We start from the raw sequence: 17,197 nt of genomic DNA on the forward strand, positions 1-17,197 counted from the left end.
TACATTCTGATGAGGTTGGGTAGCCATAAGGTATGTATCTCCGTGCTACCTTCTCAACATGCCAATAAATTTGGCGATATTGCCTCTGTAGACGAATAGAAATGCGAATTGTTTAAAGAAAAAGGCGTCTATATTCTGATTTTTTACCAGTGCAGATAATTGAACGCGTATAGGAGGGGGATTGCGGCCTAAATATGCTTAGCCGCTAAGCGGTTATCAAGTTAAACGCAGTGATAGTGTTGGCTTGCACTGCGCTCAACTTTAACCACTCAGGTTATTTATGCAGCTGCCTCTTCACGCTGATAAAGTTGGCCGTGCTCCATTCGCAACAGTCGATCGGCGCAGTCAAAATACTTATCGTCATGAGAGATAACCAACAGCGTTTTACCCTGCGCTTTAAGCTCTGGTAATAACTGGCGATAAAACACCTCTTTAAATATAGGATCTTGGTCCGCCGCCCATTCATCAAAGACTAAAAACGGACGCAGCTCTAAATGGGCTACCACCATGGCTAGTCGCTTTCTTTGCCCTTGAGATAACGCACGCGTTGAAAATGCACCATTGGCAACATGCACTTTACGATTAAGTTGGAGCTTTTCTAACAGTGAGTTTGCGGCCGCATCTAATTCAGCCGAAGGGATATCCAGCAATTCTTCAAACAAATAAAAGTCAGAGAAAATTGCGGTGAAAAGCTGCCTATACTCATCTAGATCTTCTGGGTTAATGGTTTTGCCATCTAAGCGAAGTTGACCAGTATTACTCTTGTATAATCCGACCAACATCTTAGCCAGCGTGGTTTTGCCACTGCCATTACCGCCAACCAAAAAGACAATTTCCCCCGGTTTAAATGATAAATCGATAGGTCCAAGTGTGAATAAATCATCAGAAGGTTCATGATAAAACTGATGTGTTAATCCGCTTAATTCAAGCTGCTTAAACGAAGATGGCGCATTCGGTAAGTGCTTTTCTTTCGCTCCTTCGGATAAATGCGCGGTGACAGCTTCAATGCGCGCAGCTGATGCTTTCGCTATATTGGCCGCGGGCAGAGCTTTTAGTAAGTTCTCTAAGGGCGCAATCATATATATAAAGACCAACGCAAAGCCCGTTAGTATTTGGGTACGCTGCGCTGAATCTGCTACCAGCGCGAACAAAACCGCGCCAATAAATGCGTAGATTAAGAAATTTCCCCAAGCGGTAGAAATAACAAAGACAGACATGCCCACCGTCCGTTGCTTACGAACCGATTCAATGGAATCTCCAAGCACGTTATCTGCAAATCGCTGTCTTTTACCAGCATGTAAGCGTAGCTCTTTGGCACCATCAACCAAAGCACTAAAGTGTCCAAACAAGCGATCTTGCTCTTTTGCTGCACTATTTAAATAGCCGATGGCTTTGAGATGAACCAAATGATAGCCAATAGAGCCTAAACCCAAGACCACCAGCGCCATCACAAATACATCCAGCGATAACCAAGCAATGAAAGCCATACAACCAATAACAATTATACCGTTGACAACGATCACCGGTAAACGGACGAAAAACTCAGCGACCTTTAAGCAGTGTTCAGACAGCGCTGATTGCACCTTGGCTCCGCCCACTTCTTCAAGTTGACGATAATCTGCTTGCAGCACCTTATCTGAAATATGCCTTCTCAGCACAGCGTGTGCCTGTTGACTCAATCGCTCAAACAATGTTGAAGCCACCACCTGAAAAACCAGCACAGCCACCACCAAGGCCACAAAAATACCAAAAAATTGATTGGCTTCTTGTTGTGATGAATTCAATACCTTATTAATTTGCGTGAGTAACAATACGGCACACACACCGCAGATTGCACTCGTGAACACAGCCGCACCTAACAACCATTTTGATTGACGAATTAAATACCCAAGCACACGATTTCCTCATAATTCAATTACTGAGTCTGATAGCAACAAGACGAAGCACTTCTAAAGTTGTTTAACGAAAGTCTAAAAAAAACTAGATTTATACCAATTTACCTAAATGTTGAGGCCAGAAAATCTTGTCTTTAGTCAGGCAAAAATTTTGCTATTTAGTTGTTCTAACTGATAAATTTTTAACACAGCTCGCGTCAGATTTAATCCCTCCAAATCGAGCAAGTATGAAGTCAAACTGGTATTGTCTGCCTAAAGGCGAGCAACTTACTCACCAGCGGGCAAATTAAGGTGTTGCTTAGCGCCAAAAAAATCACTGAGCACCGTTAAATAAATCTGCTCGATTTCCAGTAAATCACTTATGGGTAAACACTCATTGGCTTGGTGTATCGTGTCGTTTTTAACACCACATTCAATCGTTTGGGTGTGACCATTGGCAAAAAAACGCCCATCAGACGTGCCTCCAGCGGTGTTCACTATGGGGTATCTCGCAGTACACCGCACGATGGCGTTTTCCACTAAGTTTAAGAACGAATCTTCGATATCTGCACTGGTATAGTAGGGGTTACATGCCCTTGACCAATCTAGACTCAGGTTGTCTTTAAATCTTGCTAAGTGATTTTCGATAATGCCGATGATCTCTTGATTACTATACCCATGGCTGTATCTAATATTGAAATTAACCTGGCACGCTTCAGGTACGATATTATCCACATCAGTCGTCGTATTGACGCCCGTGACTTGAAGGGTTGTTTTGACATCTGGCTGGTCTTTTTGCCACTGTAAACCGCACAGTGTCGCCACTATTTTACCCGCGATATGCGCTGCATTGATCGTTTGTTCGGGATAAGCGACATGGCCTGCTTTCCCTTCAATTTTTATGGCACCTGAGATTGAGCCGCGGCGACCATTTCGGATCACATCACCCACTCGATTGTGCGAGGTAGGCTCTCCAACAAGGCAAGCGTCAATCGTTACACCATCTTGACTGAGTCGCTCGACGATTCGCTTGGTACCAAATTCAGCTTCCCCCTCTTCATCGGATGTCAGCAACCAATAGAAAGTGCCTTTAAGCTTTTGCTTCGAAGCCAGTAAGACGCGTGTGGCACTCAGCATGGCAGCAATGCCCCCTTTCATATCGGACACGCCCCTGCCATAAATAACATCGTTTACGACAGTCGCTTTAAATGGATCGGAATGCCAATGCTCCTGCTCAGCGGGGACAACATCAACATGACCAGAAAATGCAAAACTTGGACCTTCAGAAAAAACCTGCTTGGCTATAAGGTTACGCACTCCATTTTCTTCAAACCATGAGGTTTCAAACCCGAGTTCCTCAAGATATTGGGCGATTGTTAAGATCAACCCGGCATCACAAGGCGTCACAGACGGCGCTGCAATGAACTCCTGTAGAAGACTTATAGAGGTACTTATTTGGGTTATTTTTTTAGTTAGTTCTTGCATGTAGAGCCTAGTTCCCAAGCCGAATATTTGTTTTTGTTGCACACCACTTTTAGGCAGCAACCACGACACTCAGACTAGTGACGAAACTAAACTAAATTTTTTTACATAAGATTATTGATTTGTCGGCGTTCGGTATTTTTTACCCCGCCAAAACATGTAATTTGACCATTAACTGAATTTTTCTAGTGCCGTTTTTGGCAGATAACAGCCAAACAAACATAAGCACTACAGTAATGTGGGAGTTTGAGACTAAAAGGCGGTATTAAATTAATGAAGTTGCGCTTCGTCATTAACCATAAACCTCTATAGCTGTTCGTTTCAATGCTGCCGAATTTAGTGCCTTTTTTTAAACCTCCTTATGATACGTATGCGCAAGGTGTTGACCTCACCCCTTTACGATCTACAGCGACTTTTTCTGAGTTATTAGAGTCACCACATTTTATCGACCACATAACTCGCTTTAGCTTAGAGAGAGGCGTAACGAAATCAAGGGCTCAAGCCTCCGTGTGGCATATGTATTACACCTTCAATATTTTTCCAAGCATCATCGTGAGCCATTCATTATTGCTAACACCCTTGCCACTAAAGCTTTGCGAATTGAGCTACAACCCTGAGCAGCTCAGCATTTTGCTGCCGCATCAAGGTAAAGCACTTAAAAACAGTGACACAGAAACACGCTATCACGACTTGTTGTTCAATCACTTATCACCGCTTCACGACCTGCTACACCAAGCTTTTGGCGTAAAAGAGCGGACGTTATGGAGTAATTGCTTTTATCGCTTGAATGACTTTTTCGACATTATTATGGGGCTTGTGGGTACGCATCCAACATTGCTTCAAGATAAACAAATACTGACTACATCCGCCCACTTAGGGGCGCTAAAGAATCCGCTTAAGTTTGCCGAAATAACCGCACATGATCCGAGTGGCAAATATCAAATCCGCCCTGAATGCTGCCTTCTCCACGACCGAGAAAATGGCAATTACTGCCGCGACTGTCCCAAACACAAGCACAATATGGTGCAAAGAAAAGCCGCGTTAAGTAACCTAAGCAAACTGAGGAAAAACGTCTCGATAGAATGAAGCTTTCTCAGCCATCACTAACGCAGCCCGCTTATGAGGAAAATCAAACTCAAACTGGCTATGATAGCCAAGTTCTGCAATGCGAGTGAGTAACCTTGCATTATCATGGCGAGGCTCTAGTACAATGCGCTGAGTATCTTCATGCCCTAAATAAATAAGGTGACTTAAACTGGTCATCCAAGCACGAAAATTTTCGGGACCTCTGCATGATTGCTCGCCAACTAATAAATGGATGCCTCTATCTTTAGGCTGCCACTCATAATATCCCGCTAACTTATCTAACTCAGCCCAATAGACTTCAACATAGCCAAATGGCTGTTCATCAAAATACACGATAAGTGGCAAACTATAGTTGTCTGCTAAGCGTTCGCTGAGATACTGCCATTGCTTTTCTTCTGACCACGCCTGCTGCCAAAAATGTGCAACTCGAGGATCGTTCATCCACTGACAAAATAGTGGTAAATCCGCTTTTGAGATCAGCTTAAAGCGCACTGTCTTATTGATCTGCGGGTTGTGATACGAGGCAAGCTCTGTACCTTGCAGCGCGGTTTTGTCGGCACAAGGGAATTGCTGCCACAAAGGGTGAATTGAATACATACTTTTCCACTTAAATTACACAAACGACTGTCATTGAAGCGACAAAGCCCGTTTGAAAGATTTAGTAACCGAGTCATGAGGTTACATGCACTCTGTTTAGTAGACGGTGACTAAGGGAATTAATTTAAGGAAAGCGCGATTTGTAGGCACGCTAGTTCATTTTTTTCTGATACATGTATTTGTCTGCTCGAGAGAATAAACTGGTCATGCTTTCAAACTTACTGTCGCTCTTGGCAAATCCCGCAGAAAAACCACACTTGGGGAGCTTTTTCTTTTTTAACGCCTGATAGAAATTAGCCTCACTTTGAAAAATAAAGTCGTTTACTGCTTCTTCATTATCTCGTTGTACAATAGCCAGAAACTCATCGCCGCCATAGCGCCCAATAATATCATCTTCGCTACTTGCGGCTTTCAAGGCTTCAGCCAAACTTTGTAACACCTGATCTCCAACTTCATGACCATAGCTGTCATTTATCGGTTTAAAACCATCTAAATCAAGAAAGACACAGTAAAGCGCACCACCCAGTTTTAAGGCAATATCACGCTTATGTTCACCGAGTATTTCAGTCGCACGGCGATTTAGTACTTCAGTCAACGGATCTTGCATCGCTATCGCTTTGATTTTGCTATAGCGCTCAATCATCACCAAATCGTCTTCTAGCATATCGCGTAAGTGTTCAATAAACTCAACCAACGAAGCGTTGTAATTTGTAGGCTTAAAATCCATCACACACAATGTGCCAAACGATTTTCCATTGGGCCAGTGGATTGGTACACCCAAATAAGACTCAAAGCCATCATTGGCAACCTCAGGGTTATCGTCCCATTGATAGTTTACGCTGGCGTGCTGCTCATATAGATTGCGATTATTAGCGACAACATGCTTACAAAAGATATTGGTTTCTTGCGGTATAAAACCACCTGCAGGATACGGGTTTTCTTCTTGGTCACTTGCAATCATCACTGCAAAACCGTCTTCTTTTTTTTGTACCACAAACGCAGCAGGCGCCGAAAAAATCTTCGCCATCAAATCGACTGTTTTTGCCATTTTAATAATGTTTGTTGTGAGGCTTCTGGTTTGAGCAAGTCAGCATACGGCACAGTAATACCATTTAATTCAATTACATTTTATCTAAACAGTATAGCGGACAGCTGAAGAGTGGATGAATTATTGTTTCAAAGGAAAACGGTGTGGGCAACACGCTGACAGGTGCGTCAGCGTGTATTGGGAGGTTACGGCTTTAATGCTACTTTTCTATCGTTGTAATAGGCAATCAAATCATCAACGGTTTGCTGACAATACTCACGGATCCCAGAAACTAACATGTGCTTTTCACCATAACCGACTTTAGTGCCGTTCGACAGCAAGTTAAAACGCAGGTTGATTTTGCCACGTTTGCCTTCATAGCTAAACTCAGGTTTAGCCGCTTCCAATGTTACTTCCGTTACCGATATATCATCCATATGAATAGACATAGATTCGTATATCACCATTGGCCTTGCTGGGTTTATCATTACCTCTTGCTCACCCATCAATGGGATGATCACATGAGGAAAGGTAGTGCCTGAAAATTCTACGTAATTTCTCGTCAAACTATTGATGAGCGTTGGGCACGTGCTGGTTTCGCCAGCGCGCGACACGGACAGCATCACTTTATCATTTGCGGTAATATCAAATTGTGCAGCACCTTCTGGCAATGTAAGGGTTGTTGTTTCATCAACCATGCCCACGAAGCTAAACTCCATATTCTCGCTTAAGCCGTAGTGCTTTAACACTAAGGAGAAAAGTAGATCACCCGGTACACAAAACTTCTTTGCATCGATGTCGTGCAGTGGGTTGTAGTCGTCCGCGACTCCTTTTGCAAATAAACTCCCCTGCTCTCTGGTAATGGTGATCTCATTTGCTTGTTGTTGATAATACGGCTCTAACATCGCTACTTTTCTCTAACCTCTATGATAAAACTGCGCCATGTTACCAGAATTTTCTGAAATAGAGGTCATATCTGTTACGATAATCTGTTAACAAATATTACATTGACCGGACTTGGCACTAAAAGTTAGCGAAGTTATTGAAAACAATGACCTCGCTAACCTCTGTTTAGAGTTAAGTTACATTAACCCTTGTAATGGCTCAGCGCCCCACGTAAAGAGTAACAAAGCTGAAAGTGCAATAAAGATAAGGTATGCAACAACACCCGATTTCATGACAGGCGTGCTGACTGCATGTTCTTGCTTACCAGTAACTAATGTCTTTACTAGGTTTTGACCTTTTAGGCGATACACCACAATAGCAAATATATGCAGTGCAATGGCGGCAATTAACAGCTCAATATTGGTGTGATGTATATCGCCTGCTAATTCAACTAAGTCGTAAGATACATATTGTGCAAGTGGGCCTTCCACCAAAATATCATCTGTTGTCATCAAGCCAGAAACAAGCTGGACAATGATCAGCACAAAAAATAGCAGCACCATCAAACTTCCCGCAGGATTATGTCCGACATGGCTTTGTTTTGATTTAATGGCCGATAAAATTGCTTTAGGTGAATGAAATAACGCGCTTAATTTAGCGGTTTGGCTACCAATGACACCCCAAATTAATCGCGCTGCCATCAGTGCTAACAATAAATAGCCAGTAACAAAGTGAAGATCCATCATGCCTTCTTCACCGGTAATATATAAGGTTACTAGTCCTGCTACGAGCAGCCAGTGAAACCCGCGGATAAATCCATCCCACACTTTGGTCATCGTTTATTTGCCCCATAGGTAAAAATCATTGCAATGATGACAGGTTATAAAACTCAGCACAAAGAGTTAAGGTTAAATAACCGCTTATCTTGATTTGGCACCGTATTTCGCGTCCAATTTATATACATCTGTCCGATGTTTGTTAGGCTTTTAGACATGTTTTTGCCGCAAACTTCTCAGCTCCGAGTAATAATGTTCTATAGTAAACTGGTATTTGCTTTGCGGGGTTGGAGCGATAATGAAATATTTACTGCTAATGCTGCTGTTATTTGGTGCGTGCTGCAACGCAAAAATATTGCTGATCTCGAATGAACCTGCCGATGAGCAAAGACTTTTTAGCAAACAAGCCCATAGTTTAGAGTCAGATACCAACAACTTGCTTTTAAACCAGTTTGGCCGAGATTACTTTGACTTTAACATTGTCACCCCAACCAAGCTTAACCAATTACTAGCAAGCGAAGAGCCTGTGTGCGCGGTGTCTCGCCTAAAAACCCCAAGTCGCCAGCAAGCCTTCTTGTTTACCATCCCCATCCACCTATATCCGAGCCATAGATTATATTACTTCAAACAGCACACCCCAATGGATGCCAGCCTTGTGAACGCCACGGGTAAGCTAAAGTCGCTTGCAAGTTTAATGGCTTACTATCCACAGACCACTATCATCAAAGAGGTCGGCAAATCTTATGGCAATACCATTGACTCTGCATTAGCGCTACTTGAACCCAAAAATGTTGCCATTAGACCGTATAAAACCTCAGCACAAACCATTATGGAGCAGTTTAGTGCAGGTAAAGTCGACTTTATATTAGCCTACCCCGCTATTTTTCAGCAAAGCTTTCCAAAGGACAAAGCCCATCTAGTGGGCTCATTACCGATTGCAAATAACCTCCCTCATCTTGAAGGCCATATTGCTTGTAGCCACACCCAAAAAACACGAGCATTTATCGACAAGGCCAACCAGATGATCCGTGCACTATATTCCACCAGTACCTACTTAACCACACACTTAAAATATCTCCCCAAGCAAGATCACGCATTGATCACCAGGCGGCTTGCGATGCTAAGCGCCAAATATCAACATACTCCTGCAAAATAATTTCAACTGCGGTTGCACAAGGGTCATACTTAGTCTAAATTAAATCGCACACGATTAAATCACAAGAGACTAAAAATGACGACACTCTATCAGTTTGAAGCAAACACGTTACAAGGTCAGGCATATCACTTTACCGACTTACAAGGCAAAGCTGTCCTTATTGTTAACACGGCCAGTGAGTGTGGATTAACACCACAATATGAAGGACTCCAAGAGCTACACCAAAAATACGCGGATCAGGGACTTGTGATCATCGGCTTTCCCTGCAATCAGTTTGGTAAACAAGAACCCGGCGATGCAAAACAAATTCAAGAAGGCTGCTTAATCAACTATGGTGTTGATTTTCAGATGATGGAAAAGATTGAGGTTAATGGCGATAAAGCACACCCACTGTATCAATACCTAAAGTCCGCGCTTCCAGGGCTATTTGGTAATAAAATCAAATGGAACTTCACTAAGTTTTTATTTAACCAGCAGGGTGAACCCGTTAAGCGCTATGCCCCAATCACCAAGCCTGAACAAATAGCCAAAGATATTGAAAAGTTACTAAATGAGTCAATCTAACCCGCAGCTCAATCTCGATAACCAGATCTGTTTTCGGCTATATAGTGCATCAAGACAGGTTACACGACTCTATCAGCCGTTACTCAAAGAGGTTGGGCTCACGTATCCGCAATACATAGTGTTATTGATTTTATGGGAGCAGGACGGACAGCTCGTGAAAGAAATAGGAGAACGAGCTGAACTCAATAGCAACACCCTAACACCGCTCCTTAAGCGCTTAGCAGAGCGTGGTCTCGTTACCCGTAGCAAAAATCCTGATGATGAACGACAAACCTTCATTCACTTAACTCAAGCAGGTAAAATCCTCGAGCAATCATGCGCTTGTATCCCAGCACAAATGATGGCAAAAGCGGGCTTAAGTATGGAGCAAATTCAACTGTTAAGGCAGTCTCTTGATGTGTTGATGGCACAAGGAAAGCGGTAAACACGATACATTTCGGACAATAAAAAAGCCGCTACATCAGCGGCTTTTACAATACGGTCTCGCTATTATGCAATAGACGGGTACTCACGGTATGCTTTTTCAAGCTTTTTCGCTTGCTTTTTAGATACACCAATATGCTCTAGTGCCACTCTTAAACGCGCACGAGAAAGGTCTGAACCTAACACTTCCATCGCATCTACTACTGAGGTCGATGAGGTTTTGCCTGTAATAGCAACGAAGATAGGCTCTAAGAACTCTTTGATCTTTAACTCATGGTGTGTCGCCACAGCCTTTGCAATAGAGAAGATCTCAGACTTGTTCCACGTACGCAGCTTTTCCAATTCCCAAATAAAGAACTGCAGAGCTTGACGAACCACTTCTTCGTCCGCTTTACCAGCCGTTAATAACGCTGGATCGTATTCAGGTAAGCCCGCCACAAAGTGGCCTGCTAGCCCCACCAAATCAGATAGCGTGTTGATACGCGCCTTGGCTTCAGGAAGTACGCGAGCCAACATATCACCGTTAAACTTCCAGTCGACAAAGCGCTGGATAAGTTCTGCATCGGTTAGGTTTTCGCGGATCCACAGACCGTTTAACCAGTTAAGCTTGTCAATATCAAAGATAGGTCCACCAAGCGATACGCGCTTCATATCAAAGTGTTCAATCATCTCAGCCAAAGTGAACTTTTCACGCTCATCCGGCATTGACCAACCCATACGACCTAAATAGTTAAGTAGTGCTTCTGGTAAGAAACCCATTTCTTTGTAGTAGTTAATTGAAGTTGGGTTTTTACGCTTTGACAGCTTAGACTTATCAGGGTTACGAAGTAGCGGTAGGTGACCAAGTACAGGAGCTTCCCAGCCGAAGTCTTCGTACAGTTTTAGTAGTTTAGGCGCAGAGTTGATCCACTCTTCACCACGGAAGATATGGCTAATTTCCATGTGATGATCATCTACTACGTTTGCAAGAAAGTAAGTTGGGAAGCCGTCGGCTTTCAACAACACTTGCATGTCTACGTTTTCCCATGGGATCTCAATTTCACCGCGTAGGTAATCGTTAAACTTAAACGTGCCTTCTTCTGGGATTTTCATGCGAATTACGTAAGGCTTGCCAGCTTCAAGGTTTGCCTTTACTTGTTCTTCAGATAAACGTAAGCCACGGCCATCATATTTAGGGCGTAAGCCTTCTGCCATCTGCTCTTCACGCATTTGGTCTAGCTCTTCAGCCGTTGCAAAGCAGTAAAACGCTTTACCATCATCTACAAGCTGCTGTGCAAACTTTTTGTATAAGTCAGAACGCTCTGATTGACGGTATGGACCAAACTCGCCACCCACATCCGGACCATGATCCCAGTCAAGCCCTAACCAGCGCAGGCTGTCCATGATAGCTTGCTCAGATTCAACAGTACTACGTACCTGATCGGTATCTTCAATTCGTAATACAAACTCACCACCTTGCTGCTTGGCAAAGCAATAGTTGAATAAGGCAATATAAGCCGTTCCTAAATGCGGATCACCGGTTGGAGAGGGTGCGACACGAGTACGGATAGTCATCAAAATTCTCTTAAAAATGGATTAGTCGATTAATGGCGCTATGCTAGCATAGCGCCTGATTAGCGCATAGTAAGGCGCGTGAATTAAGCTGCTTTTTCCAGCTTTTCTAGATAAGCAACAATATCATTGGATTCGTACAGCCAAGTGACTTCGCCTTGCTCTTCGATTCGCAAGCATGGCACCTTCACTTTACCGCCCTGCTCTAGCAGCTCTTGGCGATATTGCTCATCATTTTTGGCATCACGGGTTTCAAGCTTTAGCCCTTCACGCTTGGCAGCGCGGCGCACTTTAACGCAAAATGGACATGCCTTAAATTGGTATAACTTTAAGTTTGCCGTCATAGCATCTAGCTTTTGCTGTTGTTCTGCGGCACGTTTTTTACTGCGTGGGGTAAAAATAAAATCAAAAAGTAAAATCAGACGTCCTAAAAACCATCTTACAAATTGCATAACGTTTCCCAAACCTTTTGCTAAATTCGCTAAAAAATAGGTTGGGGAGTTTAGCATAATCTTTAAGCGCTATATATAAGCGGAGCTTAAAACAACTCTATTTCTGCACATGCGTATTGTGATTCAGCTAACCCTAAAGCGAGGTAGTTGGTAACTTGGTTTCTGCCATTTTCTTTTGAGTGATAAAGCGCAAGATCGGCTTTATGAACTTGCTCAGAAACTTGTAGTGTATCGACCACTTCAGTAAAACCTAGGCTTACAGAAACATGCTCTACTTGCGGAAATCGGCTGGAAGCTATTGTACTTCTCAAGCGCTCAAGTGCTACTGCAGCAGAGTCATCATTGCGACTTTGAAATAGCACCGCAAACTCCTCTCCGCCGTAGCGAAACACATAGTCTTCTGCTCTAAAGTTAGCTTTGATCTTTTGCGCTACCAACAGGATCACTTCATCGCCAATCACATGACCAAAATTGTCGTTTACCTGTTTAAAGTGATCGATATCTACCATCGCTAAATACCACTTGCGGTCTTCACTGTCATCACGGCATACCGTAAACCCGTCCCCATTGGTTATTTCCATGACTTTTTCATCAAACGTTTGGCGATTGAGTAGCTCGGAAAGCGGATCGATACGAGCAAAGTGCAATGTTGCCATTTGATGCGCAAAAACAGTGAGTAAGTGCTTCATTAAAGTCGCAGTGGTGAGATTTACTTGACCTTCTATATATAAAAAACCAACGAGCTGAGCTTGGTGATAAAACGGGATAACACTATCGCCGTGGTATTGAATGAGGTGTTTGTCATCTTGACGCTGCTGTAATTTATCTACCACGGCATCTACCGGTCCCACCACAACACAAAAATCGCGATGGCTCACAAATATAGACTTTGGGACTTCTTTTTCCGATAAGCTTTTACTGAAATAAAATGCATAGCTTTCCCCACAAACATCGGAGATAACCCGCTCAAGGGCCTGCATTAGCACCAGTTCACTCTTTTGCGCCAAGAGCTCTAAAGTAAGTTCGTGACCACAGGGTGAATAGCTAATCGACATTCAAGGCCTCTCAATAAAGTTGACTCTTGATAAGTGTAGAACAGCTCTCTGAATTTACAGTAATTTATAGGCTAATTTAATACTTCTTGTTGGCTATGTTGATTTAAGAGCACCAAATTATCGCGATGGATGATCTCCTCTGCACTTTCAAAGCCAAGACACTGCGCAAATTCACTACTATGACGGCCAATTACCAAACCAAGTTCTTGATTACTTAAGCTAGTTAAACCTTGTGCCTGTAGCGTGCCTTGTTGGCAAAACACTTGAACCAGCTCACCACGTTTAAATTGCCCTTCAATCGACACGATACCTTTTGCTAGTAAACTTGCTCCTTGATTACATACCGCATTGATTGCGCCACTATCACAAATTATTTTACCGGTTGATTTAGGGCCAGACAGCAACCAGCGCTTGCGCCCTTCAACCGGAGCGTCAAACTTCAAAAACGTCGTGCTTGGTGCGGTTTGCGTAAGTACTTGCGGTAAAATGTCGTATTCACTGCCTTTTGCAATCACGACATCAACGCCTGCTCGTTGTGCGATGTCGGCGGCTTGCAACTTAGTCGCCATACCACCCGTGCCAAGTTGTGTGCCACTGCCACCAGCTAGTGCTCTAAGTTCGTCGTTTATATGTGTTACTTGCTCTATCAACTGCGCATCTGGATTGGCTCTGGGATCTGCGGTAAAAAGACCATGCTGATCGGTGAGTAATACCAATTTATCAGCATTTGCTAAAATTGCGACGTAAGCAGAGAGGTTATCGTTATCGCCAACTTTGATTTCAGACGTTGCCACCGCATCGTTTTCGTTGATGATAGGCACGACATGATGTTCTAGAAGTTTAGTAAGCATATCCCGTGCCGTTAGATAACGTTCGCGGTGCTCAAGATCGGCTCGTGTCAGTAGCATTTGTGCCACATTAACGTCGTAAATACTAAACAATGACTGCCATAAATGGATTAATTGACCTTGTCCAATCGCAGCCAACATCTGTTTTTCAGCGAGTGAATGACCAATTTGTTGCTGCAATACACCGCGCCCAGCAGCAACAGCACCGCTAGATACAACAATGACCTGATGACCAGCTTGACGCAACGTTACACACTGCCTTACCAGCTCAACAAGTCTGGGCTTGTTTAAGGTCTGGCTGCCTGCAGTTAAGACACTTGTGCCGAGCTTGATAACAATGGTTTGTTTATTGTTTTTGGTCATAGTATTTGTTGGTTTTTACAGCGATAGAGCTTCGTTATACCACGGACCTTCCCCCCTCCCAAGTAATAATACCAATTGCATTGGTATAAACTCATGAATTTTATTTCTAACTCAGAGTGAATTGGTATAATCCGCCGCACTGATTTCGATCAAGGCTTTTTTGCACCGCGTGTGAGAGAGTGTTCACCATTCAATGAAAGAATAATTAGCTGAGTTCAGAATGAAAAAACACAAAAAGAACAAAGAGATTATGATGCTACCTTTGCTGTTTGTAGTGATCTTAATGTGTGTGGGTGGCCATTTTATTTTGCAACCTAGCTACAAAGACAGCCACATTGTCGAATACTCTCTAGCTGCACTGCCGTTTTTAATGTTTGCCGTCGTGATTGTCGCTATCAAAATAGCCATAAAAGCAGATAACGATGAAAACAATGAGGGTGAGGGCTAAAGTATCCCTCACATTGGTTATAGAGGATGATAACCAAACCACAAAGGGGTAAGCGGTGTTGATTGGCCACTGTGGGTGAGCTTGATATTTAAGTTTTGATCAAATAAATCGATGGCAAAACAGTCATCTACATCATGTAAATCGTCTTTATGAATATGGCTAAAACCGTTAAGCAAAAACGCTTTTGCCTTCTCTTTTGCTTCATCGGCATTCGTTGCAACGAACAGCCCAAAGTCATGCGCCTCAGCTAAACTATCTGGCTTATATCCTCCCAAGTTCACAAAATACAAATGCTCAGCTTGCTCAACACGCTCTTCGGTAAGTTCAATGGCATAGCCATCGGCATGTTCAATGATTGTGTAGCTATCCATATGCACCGAGTTTTTATCACCAACCCATTGCTGCTTTAATTTGGGATAAGCTTCTTCAATTGTATTTGCCGCGACAAAGCGCACATCATGCATTTCAATATGGCAACCTTGAATACGGCCGCCTAGGTATACAACAAACAACTTCACTTTGACACTCCACTCCTTTAAAACCCAAGTATACTCTCAACGCAAAGACTTGGCTTTATTGAGTTAGATGATTATTCTGAATAAATACTCTCAGTGAAGGACAATATAATGAAAAAAACATTCCTCGCGCTTTTGGCTAGCTTTAGCCTGTCAACAACAGCTCAAGTAACCTTAATTCACAATGTAAATGGCTATACGCCCACTAAATCGCAGCAAATTGAGCGCTTTTCTTCTTTGGTAATTAAAGACGGTAAAGTCGTAAAAACAAGTGCAAAGGATCTTAGTACCCAATACCCGAGTGCAACCAAATTTGATGGTGAGGGAAAAACCCTATTACCTGGTTTAATTGATGCGCACGGTCATATCATTGGCCTTGGCAATAATTTACTCACACTCGACGTGCGCGGTAGCAAAACCATTGCAGAAGTAGGAAAACGGCTTAGCCACTACGCAAAAGCCCATGAAGGTGAATGGATAATAGGTCGAGGCTGGGATCAAACCTTATGGCCCGGCGGACAATTCCCAACCGCAGCCGATCTCGACAAATACGTAAAAGATAAGCCCGTCATGCTCACTCGAGTAGATGGTCACGCTATTTGGGTAAACTCAAAAGCGATGGCGCTTGCAAACATTTCGAAATCAACAAAGACACCGGAAGGCGGTGAAATCATTACACTGAATAGCGGTATGCCGAGCGGGATCTTTATCGACAAGGCAGAAGACCTTATTCGCACTCATGTCCCAGCTCAGTCGGATGCACAAGTAAACAAGGCGCTTAATAAAGCCGGAGAACACTTGCTGAGTTTAGGCATTACCTCAGCTCATGATGCCGGGATTGACCACACCACGTGGCAGGTTTACCAAGCACGCGCCAAGGAACACTCAATGCCTCTGCGCGTCTACGCTATGCTAAGTGCAAGCTCCCCCAAACTCGCAGAGATGTTGGACGCCGGAGTGCTCAAAGATACACGAGATCAACTCTCTATTCGTAGTGTAAAAATCTATGCTGATGGTGCACTTGGCAGCCGAGGCGCGGCACTTATTCGCGACTATCATGACCGCAAAGGCCACAAAGGGTTAATGCTCGAAAACCAAGCGACGCTTGAAGCATTGATCACCCAAGCCATACGCAGCGGCTACAGTGCACACACGCACGCCATTGGCGATAGAGCGAATCGCATCGTGCTAGACTCATATCAACACGTTTTTAAAAAAGCAGGTGGAAGACTGCTCAGAAATCGCATTGAGCACGCACAAATTGTCCATCCGGATGATATCCCCCGCTTTAAGACGTTAGATATTATTCCATCAATGCAGCCTGTTCATGCCACATCTGATATGCATATGGCCGAAAAGCGCCTAGACGACAAACAGCTTAGCGGCGCTTACGCATGGCAAACATTCTTAAAGCAAGGAAGTAGAGTGGCGGCGGGTTCTGACTTTCCAGTGGAGCTCGCAAACCCTTTCCATGGTCTGCATGCCGCTATCACCAGACAAGACCATCAAGATTTACCCAAGGATGGCTGGCGCCCAACAGAAAAGCTAACCAGAGAACAAGCACTCCAAGCATTTACTGTTGATGCTGCGTATGCCGCATTTCAAGAGTATAAACTGGGAAGCTTAGAACAAGGAAAGTGGGCCGATTTTATCTTAATAGACCAAGATTACTTTACCGTAAGCGAAGATAAAATTGATGATATTAAAGTCGAGCAGACGTGGATTGCAGGTGAACTTAAATATCAGCGTTGATCTTTTTGTAATTTCACCAAGTGGTAGGTGTTAACTAGTGCCAGTAGACCATTAGTTAACGCCACCGGCCAAGCTTGGATAAGTGCACCATAGGCGGTAAAACAAATACAGCCCATTAAATTGAACCAACGCAACTTAGCAACATCGCTCATCATCAAAGAAACGACCAAAAAAGCAGAGGCTAAATAGCCTAAATATTCCCAACTCATTTGTCCTCTCCCCTAAGTTGCGTTAGCATATAGTTTATGCTCGAATTTACGTATCGAGCAGAATAAAAAGGCTAACCCACAAGCCCCTAGAAATTAGCACCAATAAATTAGCTCTAACACGGGAAGTGGGGGTT

18 protein-coding genes are annotated in these 17,197 nt (G+C 43.4%); 6 read left to right on the plus strand and 12 right to left on the minus strand.

Annotation, left to right across the window (positions count from 1 at the left end):
* Positions 1-278 precede the first annotated feature (278 nt).
* Positions 279-1,895, minus strand: a complete 1,617-nt coding sequence (locus DS891_RS15775) for a cyclic peptide export ABC transporter (RefSeq protein WP_174170308.1) — start codon at positions 1,893-1,895, stop codon at positions 279-281.
* A gap of 267 nt (positions 1,896-2,162) precedes the next feature.
* Positions 2,163-3,359, minus strand: a complete 1,197-nt coding sequence (dapE, locus tag DS891_RS15780; protein WP_174170309.1) for a succinyl-diaminopimelate desuccinylase — start codon at positions 3,357-3,359, stop codon at positions 2,163-2,165.
* 321 nt (positions 3,360-3,680) lie between these two features.
* Between dapE and DS891_RS15785 the strand changes: the two genes are divergently transcribed.
* Complete coding sequence (locus DS891_RS15785; RefSeq protein WP_174170310.1) at positions 3,681-4,442, plus strand: IucA/IucC family C-terminal-domain containing protein; 762 nt, start codon at positions 3,681-3,683, stop codon at positions 4,440-4,442.
* On the opposite strand, the gene DS891_RS15790 is transcribed toward DS891_RS15785, so the two are convergent.
* From DS891_RS15790 to DS891_RS15805, 4 genes are all read right to left on the minus strand, one after another.
* The gene (locus DS891_RS15790; protein WP_174170311.1) at positions 4,407-5,039 is read right to left on the minus strand and encodes a GNAT family N-acetyltransferase; all 633 of its coding nucleotides are present in this window, start codon (positions 5,037-5,039) and stop codon (positions 4,407-4,409) included. The genes DS891_RS15785 and DS891_RS15790 overlap by 36 nt on opposite strands.
* Before the next feature lie 151 nt (positions 5,040-5,190).
* On the minus strand, positions 5,191-6,087 hold the full coding sequence (locus DS891_RS15795; RefSeq protein WP_254605904.1) for a sensor domain-containing diguanylate cyclase: 897 nt from the start codon (positions 6,085-6,087) through the stop codon (positions 5,191-5,193).
* Between the two features lie 185 nt (positions 6,088-6,272).
* Positions 6,273-6,971 carry a DUF3581 family protein gene (locus DS891_RS15800; protein ID WP_010607683.1) on the minus strand — a complete coding sequence of 233 codons (699 nt, stop codon included), beginning with the start codon at positions 6,969-6,971 and terminating at the stop codon, positions 6,273-6,275.
* Between the two features lie 177 nt (positions 6,972-7,148).
* The gene (locus tag DS891_RS15805) at positions 7,149-7,787 is read right to left on the minus strand and encodes a cytochrome b/b6 domain-containing protein (protein WP_102056190.1); all 639 of its coding nucleotides are present in this window, start codon (positions 7,785-7,787) and stop codon (positions 7,149-7,151) included.
* Positions 7,788-8,025: 238 nt separating this feature from the next.
* Between DS891_RS15805 and DS891_RS15810 the strand changes: the two genes are divergently transcribed.
* The 3 genes from DS891_RS15810 (at position 8,026) to DS891_RS15820 (ending at position 9,871) form a co-directional block, all read left to right on the plus strand.
* Positions 8,026-8,883 carry a transporter substrate-binding domain-containing protein gene (locus tag DS891_RS15810; protein ID WP_174170312.1) on the plus strand — a complete coding sequence of 286 codons (858 nt, stop codon included), beginning with the start codon at positions 8,026-8,028 and terminating at the stop codon, positions 8,881-8,883.
* A gap of 75 nt (positions 8,884-8,958) precedes the next feature.
* Positions 8,959-9,447: a glutathione peroxidase gene (locus tag DS891_RS15815; RefSeq protein WP_010379179.1), complete on the plus strand. Its 489-nt coding sequence runs from the start codon at positions 8,959-8,961 to the stop codon at positions 9,445-9,447.
* Entirely contained in the window at positions 9,434-9,871 is a 438-nt protein-coding gene (locus DS891_RS15820) for a MarR family winged helix-turn-helix transcriptional regulator (protein WP_102056188.1), read from the plus strand. Before DS891_RS15815 ends, DS891_RS15820 begins: the two co-directional genes overlap by 14 nt.
* Before the next feature lie 65 nt (positions 9,872-9,936).
* Here the strand turns inward: DS891_RS15820 and gltX are convergent, their stop codons facing one another.
* From gltX to proB, 4 genes are all read right to left on the minus strand, one after another.
* The gene (gene gltX / locus DS891_RS15825) at positions 9,937-11,424 is read right to left on the minus strand and encodes a glutamate--tRNA ligase (protein ID WP_010607688.1); all 1,488 of its coding nucleotides are present in this window, start codon (positions 11,422-11,424) and stop codon (positions 9,937-9,939) included.
* Between the two features lie 83 nt (positions 11,425-11,507).
* Complete coding sequence (locus DS891_RS15830) at positions 11,508-11,873, minus strand: glutaredoxin (protein ID WP_026000901.1); 366 nt, start codon at positions 11,871-11,873, stop codon at positions 11,508-11,510.
* Between the two features lie 86 nt (positions 11,874-11,959).
* The gene (locus DS891_RS15835) at positions 11,960-12,928 is read right to left on the minus strand and encodes a GGDEF domain-containing protein (RefSeq protein ID WP_174170313.1); all 969 of its coding nucleotides are present in this window, start codon (positions 12,926-12,928) and stop codon (positions 11,960-11,962) included.
* A gap of 71 nt (positions 12,929-12,999) precedes the next feature.
* Positions 13,000-14,139 (minus strand): glutamate 5-kinase, encoded by a 1,140-nt coding sequence (gene proB / locus DS891_RS15840; RefSeq protein WP_010607691.1) that lies wholly within the window; start codon positions 14,137-14,139, stop codon positions 13,000-13,002.
* A gap of 220 nt (positions 14,140-14,359) precedes the next feature.
* Between proB and DS891_RS15845 the strand changes: the two genes are divergently transcribed.
* The gene (locus DS891_RS15845) at positions 14,360-14,587 is read left to right on the plus strand and encodes a hypothetical protein (protein ID WP_010379194.1); all 228 of its coding nucleotides are present in this window, start codon (positions 14,360-14,362) and stop codon (positions 14,585-14,587) included.
* A gap of 17 nt (positions 14,588-14,604) precedes the next feature.
* On the opposite strand, the gene DS891_RS15850 is transcribed toward DS891_RS15845, so the two are convergent.
* Entirely contained in the window at positions 14,605-15,105 is a 501-nt protein-coding gene (locus DS891_RS15850; RefSeq protein WP_010607693.1) for a DUF1543 domain-containing protein, read from the minus strand.
* Between the two features lie 108 nt (positions 15,106-15,213).
* On the opposite strand from DS891_RS15850, the gene DS891_RS15855 reads away from it, so the two are divergent.
* Positions 15,214-16,854, plus strand: coding sequence for an amidohydrolase (locus tag DS891_RS15855; RefSeq protein ID WP_174170314.1), 1,641 nt, complete (start codon positions 15,214-15,216; stop codon positions 16,852-16,854).
* On the opposite strand, the gene DS891_RS15860 is transcribed toward DS891_RS15855, so the two are convergent.
* Positions 16,845-17,063 carry a YgjV family protein gene (locus DS891_RS15860; RefSeq protein WP_010379202.1) on the minus strand — a complete coding sequence of 73 codons (219 nt, stop codon included), beginning with the start codon at positions 17,061-17,063 and terminating at the stop codon, positions 16,845-16,847. The two genes, DS891_RS15855 and DS891_RS15860, sit on opposite strands and share 10 nt — an antisense overlap.
* Positions 17,064-17,197 lie beyond the last annotated feature (134 nt).

The sequence above is a fragment of the Pseudoalteromonas sp. JC28 genome (genome assembly GCF_013319255.1).
In the GTDB taxonomy this organism is placed as follows: Bacteria; Pseudomonadota; Gammaproteobacteria; order Enterobacterales; family Alteromonadaceae; genus Pseudoalteromonas.

Excerpts from the sequence above, each read along its gene's own strand:
- dapE (WP_174170309.1), bottom strand. The coding sequence starts at position 3,359 with ATGCAAGAACTAACTAAAAAAATAACCCAAATAAGTACCTCTATAAGT.
- DS891_RS15785 (WP_174170310.1), top strand. The coding sequence starts at position 3,681 with ATGCTGCCGAATTTAGTGCCTTTTTTTAAACCTCCTTATGATACGTAT.
- DS891_RS15790 (WP_174170311.1), bottom strand. The coding sequence starts at position 5,039 with ATGTATTCAATTCACCCTTTGTGGCAGCAATTCCCTTGTGCCGACAAA.
- DS891_RS15795 (WP_254605904.1), bottom strand. The coding sequence starts at position 6,087 with ATGGCAAAAACAGTCGATTTGATGGCGAAGATTTTTTCGGCGCCTGCT.
- DS891_RS15800 (WP_010607683.1), bottom strand. The coding sequence starts at position 6,971 with ATGTTAGAGCCGTATTATCAACAACAAGCAAATGAGATCACCATTACC.
- DS891_RS15805 (WP_102056190.1), bottom strand. The coding sequence starts at position 7,787 with ATGACCAAAGTGTGGGATGGATTTATCCGCGGGTTTCACTGGCTGCTC.
- DS891_RS15810 (WP_174170312.1), top strand. The coding sequence starts at position 8,026 with ATGAAATATTTACTGCTAATGCTGCTGTTATTTGGTGCGTGCTGCAAC.
- DS891_RS15815 (WP_010379179.1), top strand. The coding sequence starts at position 8,959 with ATGACGACACTCTATCAGTTTGAAGCAAACACGTTACAAGGTCAGGCA.
- DS891_RS15820 (WP_102056188.1), top strand. The coding sequence starts at position 9,434 with ATGAGTCAATCTAACCCGCAGCTCAATCTCGATAACCAGATCTGTTTT.
- gltX (WP_010607688.1), bottom strand. The coding sequence starts at position 11,424 with ATGACTATCCGTACTCGTGTCGCACCCTCTCCAACCGGTGATCCGCAT.
- DS891_RS15830 (WP_026000901.1), bottom strand. The coding sequence starts at position 11,873 with ATGCAATTTGTAAGATGGTTTTTAGGACGTCTGATTTTACTTTTTGAT.
- DS891_RS15835 (WP_174170313.1), bottom strand. The coding sequence starts at position 12,928 with ATGTCGATTAGCTATTCACCCTGTGGTCACGAACTTACTTTAGAGCTC.
- proB (WP_010607691.1), bottom strand. The coding sequence starts at position 14,139 with ATGACCAAAAACAATAAACAAACCATTGTTATCAAGCTCGGCACAAGT.
- DS891_RS15845 (WP_010379194.1), top strand. The coding sequence starts at position 14,360 with ATGAAAAAACACAAAAAGAACAAAGAGATTATGATGCTACCTTTGCTG.
- DS891_RS15855 (WP_174170314.1), top strand. The coding sequence starts at position 15,214 with ATGAAAAAAACATTCCTCGCGCTTTTGGCTAGCTTTAGCCTGTCAACA.
- DS891_RS15860 (WP_010379202.1), bottom strand. The coding sequence starts at position 17,063 with ATGAGTTGGGAATATTTAGGCTATTTAGCCTCTGCTTTTTTGGTCGTT.